This window comes from Pseudomonas sp. FDAARGOS_761 (assembly GCF_013343155.1).
GTDB lineage: Bacteria > Pseudomonadota > Gammaproteobacteria > Pseudomonadales > Pseudomonadaceae > Pseudomonas > Pseudomonas aeruginosa.
Window position 1 is genome coordinate 288,269 of the sequence record NZ_CP054572.1, and the last position, 15,508, is coordinate 303,776.

Below are 15,508 nucleotides of genomic sequence, written 5' to 3' on the forward strand. Positions count from 1 at the left end.
ATCGTGCAACACCTCGATCTACAGGTGGTCCGCCAGGCGCTGAAGTGGTCCGTGGGCGGCGAACGGGTGTGGTTCTGTACCGTGCTCACGACCTACGGCTCGGCGCCCCGTGCGCCGGGATCGCTGCTGGCGGTGAACGCCAACGGCCACTGGATCGGCTCGCTGTCCGGCGGCTGCGTCGAGGATGATTTCCTCGAACGGGTCGCCGCCGGCGGTTTCCCCGATCCCGCGGTGATCGTGCGCTACGGCGAGGGTGACGACCCGAACTCGAACGTGCGCCTGCCCTGCGGCGGCATCCTCGACGTACTGGTGGAAAACCTGGCGCCGGACTGCGACGTCCAGGCCCATCTGCGCGAGCTGGAGTCGGCGTTGCTCGGCCAGCGCCGCCTGCTCCGCGAGGTCGAGCTGGGCAGCGGCGCGCGCAGCCTGCGCGACGATTCCAGCCACGGCCCACGGGCGGAACGCGACGGCGAGCGCGTGCGCCTGCGCGTCGGTGCCGCCCAGCGCCTGTTGCTGGCCGGCTATTCCAGCGTCGCCCATGCCTGCGCCGAGTTCGGCAAGGGCCTGGGCTTCGAGGTGATCCTCTGCGACCCGCGCGAAGAAGCCTTGCGCGGCGTGCTGCTGGAGGGCATCGAGATCCGTCGCGAGCTGCCCTCGCTGTTCATCGCCGACGGCGGTTGCCACGCCGATACGGCGGTGGTGGCGTTGACCCACGATCCGAAGATCGACGACCTGGCGATGCTCGAGGCGGTGCGTACCGAAGCCTTCTATATCGGCGTGATGGGATCGTGGGCGACCTCGGAGAAACGCTTCGAGCGCCTGCGGCGCATCGGCGGCCTGGGCGACGCCGAACTCGCGCGGATCCACGCGCCGATCGGCCTCAACCTGGGGAGCAAGACGCCGGCGGAAATCGCCCTGGCGGTGCTGGCGGACATTCTTCGCATCCGCAACGGCATTCCCCGCGAGCGGCTCTGATGGTCGCCGCCGACGAGGTGCTGTGCCTGGTCCTGGCGGCCGGGCAGGGGCGCCGCTTCGGCAGCGACAAGCGCCTGGCGCGGCTGGCTGATGGCACGACCCTGCTGGCGGCCAGCGTGGCGCGGGCGCGCGAGGCGTTCGCCGAGGTGCGGGTGGTGGTGCGTGCCGGAGAGACCCCGGCGAGCCTGGGCCTGCCGGCGCAACAGCGGCTTGTCCACAGCCTCGACGCCTCGTCGGGCATGGGCCACAGCCTGGCCGCCGGCGTCGCGGCGGCGAGGAACAGCCCGGCCCGGGCCATCGCCGTCCTGCTCGGCGACATGCCCTGGATCGCCGCCGATACCCTCGAGCGTCTGGCCGCGATGGCCACTCCCGAAGCCATCGTGTTTCCCCTGTACGACGGCCAGCGCGGTCATCCGGTGCTGTTCGGCCGCGCTTTCTGGGACGCGCTTGCGCAACTGGACGGCGACCAGGGCGCGCGCCGCGTGCTGCTGGCCCATCGTCCGGCCTGGCGCGAGGTACCGTGCGACGATCCGGGCGTACTCCGCGACGTGGACACCCCGGCGGCGCTCGGCTGACTATTTTCCCGCTTTCAGGATCACGAACTTCGGATTCGCCGCGACCTGCTCGACCCCGCGGAACAGCCGCTTGAGCTTGGCGTGGTAGCCCAGGTGGCGGTTGCCGACGATCCACAGTTCGCCGCCCGCCGCCAGGGCATCGCGAGCCTGGAGAAACATGCGCCAGGCGAGGAAGTCGCCGACCACCTGCTGCTGGTGGAACGGCGGGTTGCACAGGACCAGGTCCAGCGAGCCCGCCGCCTGGCCGGCCAGGCCATCGTCGGCGCGGAACGTCGCCGGCCGCTCGCCCAGCGCTGCTTGCCAGTTTTCCCGTGCCGACTGCACGGCCATGTACGACTCATCCACCAGGGTCAGCTCGGCCTGCGGGTTGAGCAGCGCGTAGGCGATGCCGAGCACCCCGTTGCCGCAGCCCAGGTCGGCGGCGCGTAGCGCGCCGAGGCTGCGCGGCAGGTGCGGGAGGAAGGCGCGGGTGCCGATGTCGAGACCTTCTCGGCAGAATACGTTGGCGTGGTTGAGCAGCGTCAGCGGCGGCTGCTCCAGGTGATAGCGGGTCGGATAGGGCGAGCGCGGTTGCGGGCGCTCCGCTGCCTCGGCGATCAGCAGGCGGGCCTTCTTCACCGCCAGCGAAGCGTGCATCGGGCCGATGTAGCGTTCCAGCAGGTCGCCGGCGGCGCGTGGCAAGTGCTTGACCATCCCCGCGGCGACGACCTGCGCGCCCGGTGCCAGTTGGCCGTGCAGGCGGATCAGTTGCTCCTCCAGCAACGCGAGGGTCTTCGGCACCTTGACCAACACGTGATCGAAGGGCCCCACGGCGGTTTCGCTGGCCGGGACGAAGCGCACCGAGCCCAGGTCGAGGCCGTTGCGCGCGAGGTTCTTGCGCAGGGCAAGGAAGCCCAGGTGCGAATCGCCGCTGCTGGTGACCTGGACGTGCGGCGCCAGGCTCGCGGCGAGGGCGCCGAAGGCGTCGTTGAGGACCAGCACCCGGCATTGCGCCGTCACGCCCCGTTCGTGCAACTGGTTGAGCAGGTATTCGTCGGCGGCGTCGAACGCCTGGAGGGGCTCGCCGTCCTGCTCGGGCTGGCGGACCAGATCGAGCTGGGCGAAGGGGGTGGCGAATAGAGGCATCGGGTTCCCGGCGGGGCGAATCCCGCTCGTCAATTAACAATCTGTCGAAACTGAGAGCTGGTTGGAGTTCTCCAGCTTGTGCGGCACACGGATATGCCGAAAAATTCTTTACCCGGCTCTGGTTAGTCGTTTCCTTACCGACGAGTCATCCAGCCGGGCACGCCAATAATAACCGGGCTAGGGCTTCGATAGCGCCTGTCATGACCCGGTAGCGCCTGGACGGGCGCCTTCGCCACTTCGAGCGGCGACCGTCACCCAACCCGTTTTCCGAACGAGACCCGTGCGAGCCGTCGCGGGGCTCGTCGTTGCCATCGCACAGGTACATCGATGTTCAAGCCGTTTGTCGGTGTGGCGCTCGCCGCACTGTTCGCCGTTTCCGCCGTCGCCCATGCCGAGGACGCCGGCCCGATCGTGATCAAGTTCTCCCATGTGGTCTCCGACGACACGCCCAAGGGCAAGGGGGCGCTGTTGTTCAAGAAGCTTGCCGAGGAGCGTCTGCCGGGCAAGGTCAAGGTCGAGGTCTACCCCAACTCGACGCTGTTCGGCGACGCCGACGAGATCGAGGCCCTGCGCGCCAACAAGGTGCAGATGCTGGCCACCTCACTGTCCAAGTTCGAGCCCTATACCAAGCAACTCCAGGTATTCGACCTGCCGTTCCTGTTCGATGACCTGGAGGCCCTGAAGCGTTTCCAGAAGCGCGACAAGAGCCGCGAACTGCTGCGCTCCATGGCCAAGCACGGTATCTATGGCCTGGCCTACTGGAACAACGGCATGAAGCAGCTTTCCGCCACTCGCGAGCTGCACCGGCCGGACGATGCCAAGGGCCTGGTCTTCCGTATCCAGCCGTCGTCGGTGCTGGAAGCGCAGTTCGCCATGCTCGGCGCCACCGCCAAGCAGTTGTCCTACGCCGAGACCCTCAAGGCCATGCAGGCCGGCAGCGTGCAGGGCACCGAGAACACCTGGTCGAACCTCGCCGGACAGAAGATCGACAGCGTGCAGCCGTACATCACCGAGACCAATCACGGCGCGCTCAGCTACATGCTGATCACCAGCTCGGCATTCTGGACCAGCATCCCCTACCAGACCCGCACCGAACTGGAGAGCATCGTCGACGAGGTCACCCTGGTGGTGAACAAGGAAGCCGAAGCGCTCAACCAGAAGGAGCGCGAGCACCTGCTGGCCGCCGGCAAGAGCCGCCTGGTCAGCCTCAGCGCGGAAGAGCACGAGGCTTGGCGCAACGCCATGAAGCCGCTGTGGAAGAACTACGAGGCGCAGATCGGCAGCGACGTGCTGCGTGCGGCCCAGGTGGTCAACCGCAAGCGCTGATCGGCCGCTGGCTATCCCCGTCAGCGGGGATAGCCACAAGCCTTGCGGGTGTTTCTGCCGGGTGCTTTGCGGGACACTAGGGGAGTATCGGTATCCGGAGCGGACCATGACCGCCAGCGAAGAGAAATTCACCCGCCAGACGCTGCTCGACGTGCAGCCTCTGACTCCCAACCTGTTCACCCTGCGTACCAGCCGCGACGCGGGATTCCGGTTCCGCGCCGGGCAATTCGCCCGGCTCGGCGTGTACAAGCCCAGCGGCAGCATCGTCTGGCGCGCCTACTCGATGGTTTCGGCGCCTCATGACGAATTCCTCGACTTCTTTTCCATCGTCGTCCCGGACGGCGAGTTCACCAGCGAACTCAGCCGCCTGCGCGAGGGCGACCAGTTGCTGGTCGATCGCCAGGCCTTCGGCTTCCTCACCCTCGACCGCTTCGTGGATGGTCGTGACCTTTGGCTGCTGGCCACCGGTACCGGTGTGGCGCCGTTCGTCTCGATCCTGCAGGACTTCGAGGTCTGGGAGCGCTTCGAAAGCATCAAGCTGGTCTACAGCGTGCGCGAGAGCAAGGAGCTGGCCTACCGCGAGCTGATCGCCGGCCTCGCCGAGCGCGAATACCTGGCCGAGCATGCCCACAAGCTGCAGTTCATCCCGGTGGTGACCCGCGAGCAGGTACCCGGTTGCCTGAACGGACGTATCACCACGCTGATCGAGAACGGCGATCTGGAGCGTGCCGCCGACCTGGAACTGACCCCGGAGCATTCGCGGGTGATGCTCTGCGGCAACCCGCAGATGATCGAGGACACCCGCGCCGTGCTGAAGGCTCGCGGCATGAACCTCAGTCTGACCCGGCGCCCGGGGCAGGTGGCGGTGGAGAACTACTGGTAGGTGCGTGCCCGCGCAGTAGCGGCGGATAGCGCCGCCGCCCGGCCTGTTGTCCGGCAATGAAAAAGGGCCCGTTCGGGCCCTTTTTCATTGTTCCGCCGACGCGATCACGACTTGTTCTGCTGGGCTTTCAGCAGATCGCGGATCTCGGTCAGCAGGGTTTCCTCGGCACTCGGCACTGGCGGTTCGGACGGCGCGACGGCTTCTTCGCGCTTGAGGCGGTTGATCGCCTTGACCCCCATGAAGATGGCGAAGGCCACGATGACGAAGTCGAGTATGGTCTGAATGAACTTGCCATAGGCCAGCACCACCGCCGGCACGTCGCCTTCGGCGGCCTTCAACGTTATCGCCAGGTCGGAGAAGTCGACTCCGCCGATCAGCAGTCCGATCGGCGGCATGATCACATCGCCCACGAAGGACGAGACGATCTTGCCGAAGGCCGCGCCGATGATGATACCGACAGCCATATCCACGACATTGCCCTTGACGGCAAAGGCTTTGAATTCACTCAGAAGACCCATGGGTTCACTCCCTGTATTTCGCTAATAGGTAAAGGCAGTCTAATGCAGCCTTCGGCAAGTTGCTCAGGCTGGAAGATTGGTGTTTTGGTTCCCCCCGGCAACGCGAAAATTCGCAAGGCATACGTTTGCGTCGGGTCTTGTGGGGAGAAACGAAGTTTAGAGGAAAAACATTACACTCATGTCGATTTTCAGGAATTCGCCAAGAAAGAAGACAAAGCAACTTCGGCAACTTGGAACTGCGCCATGCAGATGCCGGAAGTTGAAGTTGGAGTGGCGAGGTTCTCCGACCTAACTTCGCAGGCAAATAACGAAGGTGAACTCGTTTACCGGCGAGCGGACTGGGAGTACCTGGTGCACCAGCGCGGGCGTTCTTCGGCTGGCGGTCTTTTTTATTTCTTTTTGCGATTCATGGGCGCATTGATATTCCTAATCGGCGCGGTGAGGTTTTTCAATTTAGCGTCGCCGGCGGCGCTCCTTACCTTGGTCGGGCGCAACAAGACGCCTGACAAGCCATTAGGAGCTCTTCCATGAACCCTTCCCTGAACGCCTTCCGTCCCGGCCGCCTGCTGGTGGCGGCAAGCCTGACCGTCAGCCTCCTGTCGCTGTCCGTGCAGGCCGCGACCCTGACCCGTGACAACGGTGCGCCAGTGGGCGACAACCAGAACTCGCAGACCGCCGGGCCCAACGGTTCGGTGCTGCTGCAGGACGTGCAACTGCTGCAGAAGCTGCAACGTTTCGACCGCGAGCGTATTCCCGAACGCGTGGTGCATGCCCGCGGCACCGGCGCCCATGGCGAGTTCGTCGCCAGTGCCGATATCAGCGACCTGAGCATGGCCAAGGTCTTCCGCAAAGGCGAGAAGACCCCGGTATTCGTGCGCTTCTCCGCGGTGGTGCACGGCAACCACTCCCCGGAAACCCTGCGCGATCCGCGCGGTTTCGCCACCAAGTTCTATACCGCCGACGGCAATTGGGACCTGGTGGGCAACAACTTCCCGACCTTCTTCATCCGCGATGCGATCAAGTTCCCGGACATGGTCCATGCCTTCAAGCCGGACCCGCGCAGCAACCTCGACGACGACTCGCGACGCTTCGATTTCTTCTCCCACGTGCCGGAGGCGACCCGCACCCTGACCCTGCTGTATTCCAACGAGGGCACCCCGGCCAGCTACCGGGAAATGGACGGCAACAGCGTGCATGCCTACAAGCTGGTCAACGCCAGGGGCGAAGTGCACTACGTGAAGTTCCACTGGAAGAGCCTGCAGGGCCAGAAGAACCTCGATCCGAAACAGGTGGCGGAAGTCCAGGGTCGCGACTACAGCCACATGACCAATGACCTGGTGAGCGCGATCCGGAAGGGCGACTTCCCGAAATGGGACCTGTACATCCAGGTGCTCAAGCCCGAGGACCTGGCGAAATTCGACTTCGATCCGCTGGACGCGACCAAGATCTGGCCGGGCATTCCCGAGCGCAAGATCGGCCAGATGGTGCTGAACCGCAACGTCGACAACTTCTTCCAGGAAACCGAACAGGTCGCCATGGCGCCGTCGAACCTGGTGCCGGGCATCGAGCCCTCCGAGGATCGCCTGCTCCAGGGACGGCTGTTCGCCTACGCCGACACCCAGATGTACCGGGTCGGCGCCAACGGCCTGGGCCTGCCGGTCAACCGCCCGCGCAGCGAGGTCAATACCGTCAACCAGGACGGCGCGCTGAACGCCGGACACAGTACCAGCGGGGTGAACTACCAGCCGAGCCGGCTCGATCCGCGCGAGGAGCAGGCCAGCGCCCGCTACGTGCGGACCCCGCTGAGCGGCACCACCCAGCAGGCGAAGATCCAGCGCGAGCAGAACTTCAAGCAGACCGGCGAGCTGTTCCGCTCCTACGGCAAGAAGGACCAGGCCGACCTGATCGCCAGTCTCGGCGGGGCGTTGGCGATCACCGACGACGAGAGCAAGTACATCATGCTTTCCTACTTCTACAAGGCTGACAGCGACTACGGTACGGGCCTGGCCAAGGTGGCTGGGGCCGATCTGCAGCGCGTCCGGCAACTGGCGGCGAAGCTCCAGGATTGATCGCAACCGGGGCGGCCATCCAGGCCGCCCTTCCTCTATCGGTTTGGCGGGAGATGACGACGATGCGAGGTTGGATTCTGGCAGGCTTGCTGCTCGCGGCGCTGGCCGCGCAGGGTGGCGAGGTGCATGGGGTCGAGGTCGAAGCGCGGTTGCGCGACTACTTCTTCGATGCCGCCCGACGCGGTGACCAGGCCATGCTGAAGGAATTCGTCGAGGCCGGCTTCGACCTCGATGTGCAGGATGCCAAGGGCTATACCGCGCTGATCCTGGCCGCCTACCACGGCCATGGCGGAGCGGTGGAACAATTGCTGGAGGCCGGTGCCGACCCCTGCGTCCAGGATGCGCGCGGCAACACCGCCCTGATGGGCGCCATCTTCAAGGGCGAGGTCCGCATCGCCCGGCGCCTGATCGGCGCGCAATGCAGCCCCGACCAGCGCAACGGCGCAGGGCAGACCGCGGCCATGTACGCGGCGCTGTTCAAGCGCGAGGAGCTGCTCCAGGCGCTGTCGGCGCGCGGTGCCGACCTTGGCGCCCGCGATGCGCTGGGCAACAGCGTGGAAAGCCTGCGACGCGGCGAACTGAACGGCACTGCGGCGGCGAAGTGATCGGGGGCAATGTTCGGAGGAGGCCTGCTGGGCTAGTCTGGAGGTGTCGTATACAACGTCAGAGGAGGTCCGTCATGCCGCTCGAGCAACATCCGCTTTCCCGGGAGTTTCCGGATTTTCATGCCGAACTGAAGCAACTTCATGGCAACGACGCCCACTTCACTCGCCTGGCGACGGACTATGAGAGCCTCGACAAGCGCATCTACGAGGTCGAGGGCGGTCGCGAACCCCTCGACGACCTGGCGCTGCAGGGGTTGAAGCAGCAACGGGTGCAACTCAAGGACGAAATCGCCGAGAGGCTGAGGAAGGCCAACGGAAAAGGCCATTGATTCATTCACGACAACGGTATGAAAGAGGGCGCCTCCGGCGCCCTCTTTCATGTGGGCATGCTCAGAAGGCGCCGCCGAAACGGAAACTCTGTCCGACCGCGACGAAACACAGGCCCACCAGGGTGATCGCGGCGATGTGCCAGCCCAGCTTCGGCAGGCTCTCGGCGTCCAGGTTCGGGATCAGGCGCAGGCGCGCATGCACGCCCAGGGCGGCGGTCGCCGCCAGGAGCAGCAGCTTGAGCTGCAGGGCACGGGCCACCGGCGTGGCGCCGAACCAGTGGTCGAACGGCAGCCACAGGCTGGCCAGCCACAGGCCGCTGACCACCTGCAGCAGCAGGGCGGGGATGCCGATCCGCTCGTAGACCTGCTCGAAGGCGCGGATCGCCTGGGGATCGCGGCGGCGCAGGGCGCGGGGGAGGATGCCGAGGGCCAGGACCAGGTGGCCGCCGACCCAGATCGCGGCACCCAGCAGGTGCAGGAACAGCAGTGTGCGCATGGAAGTCTCCTTGTCCGGCCATCAGTGTCGCGCGAAGCGCGGTCGATCGAGGCTGATCGGAATCAAGCCAGCGGCTATCATCTGCGCTTTGCCCGCGAGAGGAGTTCCCATGGCCAAGGCCAAGCGCATGTACGGCTGCACCGAGTGTGGCGCGACCTTCCCGAAATGGGCCGGCCAGTGTGCGGATTGCGGGGCCTGGAACACCCTGGTGGAGACCGTCGTCGAGGCCGCGCCGAGCGGCTCCGGGCGCGGCGGCTGGGCCGGCCAGCAGGCCAACCTGAAGACCCTGGCGGAGGTCAGCGTCGAGGAGATGCCGCGCTTCACGACCGGTTCCACCGAACTGGACCGGGTTCTCGGCGGCGGCCTGGTGGACGGTTCGGTGGTGCTGATCGGCGGCGATCCCGGCATCGGCAAGTCGACCATTCTCCTGCAGACCCTTTGCAACCTGGCCAGCCGCGTCCCGGCGCTGTACGTCACCGGCGAGGAATCCCAGCAGCAGGTGGCGATGCGCGCGCGGCGCCTGTCGTTGCCGGAAGACAAGCTCAAGGTGATGACCGAGACCAGCATCGAGACCATCATCGCCACCGCGCGCCAGGAGCAGCCGCGGGTGATGGTGATCGACTCGATCCAGACCATCTTCACCGAGCAGTTGCAATCGGCGCCGGGCGGCGTCGCCCAGGTCCGCGAGAGCGCCGCGATGCTGGTGCGCTATGCCAAGCAGAGCGGCACGGCGATCTTCCTGGTCGGCCACGTGACCAAGGAAGGCGCCCTGGCCGGCCCGCGGGTGCTCGAACACATGGTCGACACCGTACTGTATTTCGAAGGCGAGTCAGACGGCCGCCTGCGCCTGCTGCGGGCAGTGAAGAACCGCTTCGGCGCGGTCAACGAACTGGGAGTGTTCGGCATGACCGACAAAGGCCTGAAGGAAGTGAGCAACCCTTCGGCGATCTTCCTCACGCGGGCCCAGGAAGCGGTGCCCGGCAGCGTGGTGATGGCCACCTGGGAAGGCTCGCGGCCGATGCTGGTGGAGGTCCAGGCGCTGGTCGACACCAGTCACCTGGCGAATCCGCGGCGGGTGACCCTGGGCCTCGACCAGAACCGCCTGGCGATGCTGCTGGCGGTGCTGCACCGGCACGGCGGGATCCCGACCTACGACCAGGACGTGTTCCTCAACGTGGTGGGTGGGGTCAAGGTGCTGGAAACCGCCTCCGACCTGGCGTTGATGGCGGCGGTGATGTCCAGCCTGCGCAACCGCCCGCTGCCGCACGACCTGCTGGTGTTCGGCGAGGTCGGGCTGTCCGGCGAGGTGCGTCCGGTGCCGAGCGGCCAGGAGCGCCTGAAGGAAGCCGGCAAGCATGGTTTCAAGCGTGCCATCGTACCCCTCGGCAACGCGCCGAAGGAGGCGCCGGCGGGATTGCAGGTGATCGCCGTGACGCGCCTCGAGCAGGCCCTGGACGCCCTCTTCGAGTGACCCGCCTCAGTCGTCGTGGGCGCTGACCAGCAGGGCCAGCTCGCGCTCGAGGAGTTCCTCGTCGCCCAGGTTCAGTTCCACCAGGCGGCGCAGGTGGCTGATGGAGTCGAGGTCGATGTGCTGGCATTCGAAGCCGAGCAGGCCGTCGCGAGCCCAGGCCAGGCTGATCTCCATGCGGATCAGTACATCCAGGCCCAGGTACAGGCGGGCCTCGAAGGGCCGTTGCGGGTCGCCGTTCCAGTCCTGCGGCTGGCCGACCAGGATGCCGTGCAGGGAGACGTCGTGGAGCAAGACCTCCCAGCGCCGTTCGCCCTGGAGGATCTCGCTGTCGGCGTCGAAGGCGATCCGGTGGAAACGTCGACGTTCGTCGTGCTGGTCACTCATGTCGCGATCCCTCGGTGCGCGCTGCTGGATACCACTATAGCCAAGCCATGCCGGCGGGGAAGTGGCGGAATTCGATCGGCGGTGCCGTCCGTCCTCGCCTGTGCGGCTGGATCGGCGGCATGTGTCCGAGTTTGACAGTTCGTCAAGTCTCGCCAAAGCTGCTAAAGCGTTTTTCTCCAAAATACAACTGCGGAGCGCAGACATGGACAAGCGACTTTTGAGCAAGGGGTTGGTTCTGGGGCTGCTGAGCCTGGGCAGCATGACGGCACACGCCGACGCGGCAGGCGGTAATGGCTGTGGTTGGGGCAACATGGTGTTCGAGGGCCAGCGCGGCCTGTTCCCGCACCTGCTGGCCACCACCACCAACGGTACCTCGGGCAACGCCACCTTCGGCATGACCTCCGGGACCAACGGTTGCAACACCAATGCTCGCCTGGGCTACGGCGGCCGCTCGATCTTCGCCATGAACGGGATGCTCGACAACATCGCCGAGGACATGGCCAAGGGCCAGGGCGAAGCGCTCGACGCCTATGCCGTGCTGCTCGGCGTGGAAGCCAAGGACCGGGCGCACTTCGCCCAGGTCACCCAGCAGCATTTCGGCGAGATATTCGCGAGCAAGGATGCGACGGGCGAGCAGGTCCTGAGCAACACCCTGGCGGTGATGAGTCGCGACGGCACCCTGGCGCGCTACGCCAAGCAACCGGCCTGAGATTTCAGGCCCAGGAAAGAGCCCGCTACGGCGGGCTTTTTCGTGTGCGCGGCCTGCCCGCCGGAGGTTGCCGCCTCCGTTGCCACGGCAGACGAGCGGCTTGGGCATACGGCGTTTTCCCAGGGCGCTTCCTACGGAGAGGGCAAGGCCGCGCCGAAGTGTTTTCGCCTGGCCGGCCGTTGTCGGCCATGGACTTTTCCGGCGGATTCCTGCGACATTGCGCCTACCGCCATCGTGCGGTAACCGCTCTAGACTAAGGTCGTATGACCCCTGGTCGGTTCGCGGCTAGAATTTTCGCTGCAGAACTGCGCCCTCCATCTGTCGGAAGCCAAACACTATGAACAATAACAATAGCCTGCTACGTCACCTCGCCTGGCTGGTGGTGGCGATCGTGGGCGCCGCGGCCCTGGGCGTCGTCGCCCTGCGTCGTGGCGAAGCGATCAACGCCTTGTGGATCGTGGTGGCGGCGGTGGCCATCTACCTGGTTGCCTACCGTTACTACAGCCTGTTCATCGCCAGCAAGGTGATGCAACTGGACCCCAACCGCGCCACTCCCGCGGTACTCAACAACGATGGCCTGGACTACGTCCCGACCAACAAGCACATCCTCTTCGGCCACCACTTCGCCGCCATCGCCGGCGCCGGTCCGCTGGTCGGTCCGGTCCTTGCCGCGCAGATGGGCTACCTGCCCGGCACCCTCTGGCTGATCGCCGGCGTAGTCCTCGCCGGCGCGGTGCAGGACTTCATGGTTCTGTTCATCTCCAGCCGCCGCAACGGCCGCTCGCTGGGCGAGCTGGTGCGGGAGGAAATGGGCCAGGTGGCCGGGACCATCGCGCTGTTCGGCGCCTTCCTGATCATGATCATCATCCTCGCGGTGCTCGCGCTGATCGTGGTGAAGGCTCTGGCCGACAGCCCCTGGGGCATGTTCACCGTCCTCGCGACCATTCCCATCGCGCTGTTCATGGGCGTCTACATGCGCTTCATCCGCCCCGGCCGGATCGGCGAGATCTCGATCATCGGGGTGTTCCTCCTGCTCGGTTCGATCTGGCTCGGCGGGCAGGTCGCGGCCAGTCCGGAATGGGCGCCGCATTTCACCTTCAGTGGAATCCAGATCACCTGGATGCTGATCGGCTACGGCGCCGTCGCCTCGGTACTGCCGGTGTGGCTGCTGCTGGCGCCGCGCGACTACCTGTCGACCTTCCTCAAGATCGGCACCATCATCGGCCTGGCGATCGGCATCCTGATCGTCATGCCGGAACTGAAGATGCCGGCCCTGACCCAGTTCACCGACGGCACCGGCCCGGTCTGGAAAGGCAGCCTGTTCCCGTTCCTGTTCATCACCATCGCCTGCGGCGCGGTGTCCGGCTTCCACGCGCTGATCTCCTCGGGGACCACGCCGAAGCTGCTCAACCGCGAGCCCGACGCCCGCTACATCGGCTACGGCGGCATGCTGATGGAGTCCTTCGTGGCGATCATGGCGATGGTCGCCGCCTCGGTGATCGAGCCGGGCATCTACTTCGCCATGAACAGCCCGCCGGCGGTGGTCGGCGCCGACGTCAACGCGGTGGCCGCGACCGTCAGCAGCTGGGGCTTCGCCATCACGCCGGAGCAACTCACCCAGACCGCCCAGGACATCGGCGAGACCACCATCCTGGCCCGTGCCGGCGGCGCGCCGACCCTGGCGGTGGGGATCGCGCACATCCTCCACCAGGTGCTGCCGGGCGAGAACACCATGGCCTTCTGGTACCACTTCGCGATCCTCTTCGAGGCCTTGTTCATCCTCACCGCGGTGGACGCCGGCACCCGTGCCGGGCGCTTCATGCTGCAGGACCTGTTGGGCAACTTCGTGCCGGCGCTGAAGAAGACCGAGTCGTGGACCGCCAACATCATCGGCACCGGCGGCTGCGTGGCGCTGTGGGGCTGGTTGCTGTACCAGGGCGTGGTCGACCCGCTCGGCGGGATCAATACCCTGTGGCCGCTGTTCGGCATTTCCAACCAGATGCTCGCCGGCATCGCGCTGATGCTCGCCACCGTGGTCCTGATCAAGATGAAGCGCCAGCAGTATGTCTGGGTCACCATCCTGCCGGCGGCCTGGCTGCTGATCTGCACCACCACCGCGGGCCTGATCAAGATCTTCGACAGCAACCCGGCGGTCGGCTTCGTCGCCCTTGGCGAGAAGTACGCCACCGCGCTGGATGCTGGCCAGGTGCTGGCGCCGGCCAAGGATATCGGCCAGATGCAGCACGTGGTGCTGAACGCCTACATCAACGCCGGTCTGACCGTGCTGTTCCTGCTGGTGGTGTTCAGCGTACTGTTCTACGCCATCAAGGTCGGCATCGCGGCCTGGGGCAAGAGCGAGCGGACCGACAAGGAAACCCCGTTCGAGCCCATTCCCGACGCCTGACCGGCCGCGCTCCCCGGTTCGCCGGGGAGCCTTAACGAGGAACTCGCCATGTTCAACGACCTCAGCCGCATGGGCAAATACCTGGGCCAGGCCGCCCGGATGCTGGTCGGCATGCCCGACTACGACACTTACGTCGAGCACATGCGCAACAAGCACCCGGACAAGCCGGTGATGACCTACGAGGAGTTCTTCCGCGAGCGCCAGGAGGCGCGCTACGGTGGCGGCAAGGGTCGGCCGATCCGCTGCTGCTGAATCCCCATCCTTCCGCGGGCCACGTCTGACGTGGCCCGCGTCTTTTCTGGAAGTTGCGCATGTCCGACGTAGCCAACGACAACCACGCCCCGATCCCCGTCACCGTGCTCACCGGCTTCCTCGGCGCCGGCAAGACCACCCTGCTCAAGTACCTGCTGCAGGCCGAGCACGGCATGAAGATCGCGGTGATCGAGAACGAGTACAGCGAGACGCCGATCGACGGCCAGTTGCTCGGCGTCGAGCCGGTACAGGTGATGACGCTGTCCAACGGCTGCGTCTGCTGCTCGATCAACACCGACCTGGAAAAGGCCCTGTTCCTCCTGCTGGAGCGCCGCGACAACGGCGAGATCGACTTCGACCGCCTGGTGATCGAGTGCACCGGCCTGGCCGATCCGGCGCCGGTGGCGCAGACCTTCTTCGCCGACGAGGAACTCTGCCAGCGCTACGTGCTGGACGGCATCATCACCCTGGTGGACGCCGCCAACGCCGAGCGTCACCTGCAGGAAACCATCGCCCAGGCCCAGGTCGGCTTCGCCGACCGCATCCTGGTGAGCAAGACCGACCTGGTCGACGCCGCCACCTTCGAGGCCCTGGGCCAGCGCCTGCAACGGATCAACCGGAGGGCGCTGGTGCATGTGGTCGAGCACGGTCGCATCGACCTGGCGCACCTGCTCGACGTACGTGGCTTCAACCTCAACGCCGACCTCGGTCCGGGCATCGGCCTGCGCCCGCTGCGAGCGGTGGCAGCCAAGGACAGCCGTGATCGCATCGGCACCCTGGTACTGCGCAGCGACACGCCGCTCGATCTCGAAAGACTGAGCGAGTTCATGGACGACCTGTTGCAGTGGCATGGCAATTCCCTGCTGCGCTACAAGGGCGTGCTGAACATCGCCGACGAGCCGCGTCGCCTGGTGTTCCAGGGCGTGCTGCGACTCTACGGCTTCGACTGGGATAGCGAGTGGCGGGACGACGAGGCGCGCGAGAGCGTGATCGTGTTCATCGGCGACAACCTGCCGGAGGACAGTATCCGCGAGGGCTTCGAACGCATCGTCGAAGGCCGCTGAGGCGCATCGACGCCAAAGGAGCGTGGAAATGGACAGGAACGCATTGATCGGCGCCTGGCGGGAGTGCATCCGTGGCGCGGACAAATCCTGGGTGCTGTTCGCCCAGGGCACTTGCGTGATCCTCACGCAGCCGGAGCCGGACCTCACGGCCCAGGCGCGGGCATTGCTGGCCGAGTGGGGAGCGGTACGGGGCAGCACGCCGGCGAACTGCTCGTCGGCATGCTCGGCCGCTCCCGGCGGGGCGAGGATGCCGAGGCCTTGGCGGTGATCCATGTCGAGGACCGGCGATAACGCTACCCGGCGCCTCCTCTCTCGGAGGAAAT

Annotated in this window: 17 protein-coding genes and 1 pseudogene; 14 read left to right on the forward strand and 4 right to left on the reverse strand. The window is 66.0% G+C overall.

Features of this window, described 5'->3' with window-relative positions; all coding sequences use genetic code 11:
* Nucleotides 1-3 precede the first annotated feature (3 nt).
* Nucleotides 4-975: an XdhC family protein gene (locus FOC67_RS01345; RefSeq protein WP_009316243.1), complete on the forward strand. Its 972-nt coding sequence runs from the start codon at nt 4-6 to the stop codon at nt 973-975.
* On the forward strand, nt 975-1,550 hold the full coding sequence (locus tag FOC67_RS01350) for an NTP transferase domain-containing protein (protein ID WP_009316244.1): 576 nt from the start codon (nt 975-977) through the stop codon (nt 1,548-1,550). The genes FOC67_RS01345 and FOC67_RS01350 overlap by 1 nt, the downstream gene beginning before the upstream one ends.
* Here FOC67_RS01350 and FOC67_RS01355 read toward each other — a convergent pair whose 3' ends face one another.
* A complete protein-coding gene (locus tag FOC67_RS01355; RefSeq protein WP_003135023.1) occupies nt 1,551-2,675 on the reverse strand; it encodes a class I SAM-dependent methyltransferase in 1,125 nt (374 codons plus the stop codon).
* Nucleotides 2,676-3,002: 327 nt separating this feature from the next.
* Between FOC67_RS01355 and FOC67_RS01360 the strand changes: the two genes are divergently transcribed.
* Entirely contained in the window at nt 3,003-4,001 is a 999-nt protein-coding gene (locus FOC67_RS01360; protein ID WP_003094894.1) for a DctP family TRAP transporter solute-binding subunit, read from the forward strand.
* Nucleotides 4,002-4,107: 106 nt separating this feature from the next.
* Nucleotides 4,108-4,884 carry a ferredoxin--NADP reductase gene (locus FOC67_RS01365; protein WP_003110878.1) on the forward strand — a complete coding sequence of 259 codons (777 nt, stop codon included), beginning with the start codon at nt 4,108-4,110 and terminating at the stop codon, nt 4,882-4,884.
* A 104-nt stretch (nt 4,885-4,988) separates the two neighbouring features.
* Here the strand turns inward: FOC67_RS01365 and mscL are convergent, their stop codons facing one another.
* Nucleotides 4,989-5,402, reverse strand: a complete 414-nt coding sequence (gene mscL / locus FOC67_RS01370) for a large-conductance mechanosensitive channel protein MscL (RefSeq protein ID WP_003094890.1) — start codon at nt 5,400-5,402, stop codon at nt 4,989-4,991.
* A 42-nt stretch (nt 5,403-5,444) separates the two neighbouring features.
* Between mscL and FOC67_RS01375 the strand changes: the two genes are divergently transcribed.
* From FOC67_RS01375 to FOC67_RS01390, 4 genes are all read left to right on the forward strand, one after another.
* Nucleotides 5,445-5,933, forward strand: a complete 489-nt coding sequence (locus FOC67_RS01375) for a hypothetical protein (protein ID WP_174490861.1) — start codon at nt 5,445-5,447, stop codon at nt 5,931-5,933.
* Nucleotides 5,930-7,471, forward strand: coding sequence for a catalase KatB (katB, locus tag FOC67_RS01380; RefSeq protein ID WP_009316245.1), 1,542 nt, complete (start codon nt 5,930-5,932; stop codon nt 7,469-7,471). Before FOC67_RS01375 ends, katB begins: the two co-directional genes overlap by 4 nt.
* A gap of 53 nt (nt 7,472-7,524) precedes the next feature.
* The gene (locus tag FOC67_RS01385; RefSeq protein ID WP_016562360.1) at nt 7,525-8,076 is read left to right on the forward strand and encodes an ankyrin repeat domain-containing protein; all 552 of its coding nucleotides are present in this window, start codon (nt 7,525-7,527) and stop codon (nt 8,074-8,076) included.
* 74 nt (nt 8,077-8,150) lie between these two features.
* Nucleotides 8,151-8,405, forward strand: coding sequence for a YdcH family protein (locus FOC67_RS01390; protein ID WP_003094873.1), 255 nt, complete (start codon nt 8,151-8,153; stop codon nt 8,403-8,405).
* A 61-nt stretch (nt 8,406-8,466) separates the two neighbouring features.
* On the opposite strand, the gene FOC67_RS01395 is transcribed toward FOC67_RS01390, so the two are convergent.
* A complete protein-coding gene (locus FOC67_RS01395) occupies nt 8,467-8,901 on the reverse strand; it encodes a CopD family protein (RefSeq protein ID WP_009316247.1) in 435 nt (144 codons plus the stop codon).
* Nucleotides 8,902-9,010: 109 nt separating this feature from the next.
* On the opposite strand from FOC67_RS01395, the gene radA reads away from it, so the two are divergent.
* Nucleotides 9,011-10,372, forward strand: coding sequence for a DNA repair protein RadA (radA, locus tag FOC67_RS01400; RefSeq protein ID WP_003094867.1), 1,362 nt, complete (start codon nt 9,011-9,013; stop codon nt 10,370-10,372).
* 6 nt (nt 10,373-10,378) lie between these two features.
* Here the strand turns inward: radA and mapZ are convergent, their stop codons facing one another.
* Nucleotides 10,379-10,756: a cyclic di-GMP-binding protein MapZ gene (mapZ, locus tag FOC67_RS01405; RefSeq protein ID WP_003094864.1), complete on the reverse strand. Its 378-nt coding sequence runs from the start codon at nt 10,754-10,756 to the stop codon at nt 10,379-10,381.
* Nucleotides 10,757-10,958: 202 nt separating this feature from the next.
* Between mapZ and FOC67_RS01410 the strand changes: the two genes are divergently transcribed.
* The 5 genes and pseudogenes from FOC67_RS01410 (at nt 10,959) to FOC67_RS01430 (ending at nt 15,476) form a co-directional block, all read left to right on the forward strand.
* Nucleotides 10,959-11,465 carry a DUF3015 domain-containing protein gene (locus FOC67_RS01410; protein WP_003094862.1) on the forward strand — a complete coding sequence of 169 codons (507 nt, stop codon included), beginning with the start codon at nt 10,959-10,961 and terminating at the stop codon, nt 11,463-11,465.
* 337 nt (nt 11,466-11,802) lie between these two features.
* Nucleotides 11,803-13,869 carry a carbon starvation CstA family protein gene (locus tag FOC67_RS01415; RefSeq protein ID WP_003094859.1) on the forward strand — a complete coding sequence of 689 codons (2,067 nt, stop codon included), beginning with the start codon at nt 11,803-11,805 and terminating at the stop codon, nt 13,867-13,869.
* A 48-nt stretch (nt 13,870-13,917) separates the two neighbouring features.
* Nucleotides 13,918-14,121, forward strand: coding sequence for a YbdD/YjiX family protein (locus tag FOC67_RS01420; RefSeq protein WP_003094856.1), 204 nt, complete (start codon nt 13,918-13,920; stop codon nt 14,119-14,121).
* A gap of 59 nt (nt 14,122-14,180) precedes the next feature.
* Entirely contained in the window at nt 14,181-15,185 is a 1,005-nt protein-coding gene (gene yjiA / locus FOC67_RS01425) for a GTPase (protein WP_009316248.1), read from the forward strand.
* 22 nt (nt 15,186-15,207) lie between these two features.
* Nucleotides 15,208-15,476, forward strand: a pseudogene (locus FOC67_RS01430) (hypothetical protein).
* Nucleotides 15,477-15,508 lie beyond the last annotated feature (32 nt).

What these genes read in the sequence shown, in the direction of transcription:
- FOC67_RS01350 (WP_009316244.1), top strand. Translation starts at nt 975, where the DNA reads ATGGTCGCCGCCGACGAGGTGCTGTGCCTGGTCCTGGCGGCCGGGCAG.
- FOC67_RS01355 (WP_003135023.1), bottom strand. Translation starts at nt 2,675, where the DNA reads ATGCCTCTATTCGCCACCCCCTTCGCCCAGCTCGATCTGGTCCGCCAG.
- FOC67_RS01360 (WP_003094894.1), top strand. Translation starts at nt 3,003, where the DNA reads ATGTTCAAGCCGTTTGTCGGTGTGGCGCTCGCCGCACTGTTCGCCGTT.
- FOC67_RS01365 (WP_003110878.1), top strand. Translation starts at nt 4,108, where the DNA reads ATGACCGCCAGCGAAGAGAAATTCACCCGCCAGACGCTGCTCGACGTG.
- mscL (WP_003094890.1), bottom strand. Translation starts at nt 5,402, where the DNA reads ATGGGTCTTCTGAGTGAATTCAAAGCCTTTGCCGTCAAGGGCAATGTC.
- FOC67_RS01375 (WP_174490861.1), top strand. Translation starts at nt 5,445, where the DNA reads ATGCAGCCTTCGGCAAGTTGCTCAGGCTGGAAGATTGGTGTTTTGGTT.
- katB (WP_009316245.1), top strand. Translation starts at nt 5,930, where the DNA reads ATGAACCCTTCCCTGAACGCCTTCCGTCCCGGCCGCCTGCTGGTGGCG.
- FOC67_RS01385 (WP_016562360.1), top strand. Translation starts at nt 7,525, where the DNA reads ATGACGACGATGCGAGGTTGGATTCTGGCAGGCTTGCTGCTCGCGGCG.
- FOC67_RS01390 (WP_003094873.1), top strand. Translation starts at nt 8,151, where the DNA reads ATGCCGCTCGAGCAACATCCGCTTTCCCGGGAGTTTCCGGATTTTCAT.
- FOC67_RS01395 (WP_009316247.1), bottom strand. Translation starts at nt 8,901, where the DNA reads ATGCGCACACTGCTGTTCCTGCACCTGCTGGGTGCCGCGATCTGGGTC.
- radA (WP_003094867.1), top strand. Translation starts at nt 9,011, where the DNA reads ATGGCCAAGGCCAAGCGCATGTACGGCTGCACCGAGTGTGGCGCGACC.
- mapZ (WP_003094864.1), bottom strand. Translation starts at nt 10,756, where the DNA reads ATGAGTGACCAGCACGACGAACGTCGACGTTTCCACCGGATCGCCTTC.
- FOC67_RS01410 (WP_003094862.1), top strand. Translation starts at nt 10,959, where the DNA reads ATGGACAAGCGACTTTTGAGCAAGGGGTTGGTTCTGGGGCTGCTGAGC.
- FOC67_RS01415 (WP_003094859.1), top strand. Translation starts at nt 11,803, where the DNA reads ATGAACAATAACAATAGCCTGCTACGTCACCTCGCCTGGCTGGTGGTG.
- FOC67_RS01420 (WP_003094856.1), top strand. Translation starts at nt 13,918, where the DNA reads ATGTTCAACGACCTCAGCCGCATGGGCAAATACCTGGGCCAGGCCGCC.
- yjiA (WP_009316248.1), top strand. Translation starts at nt 14,181, where the DNA reads ATGTCCGACGTAGCCAACGACAACCACGCCCCGATCCCCGTCACCGTG.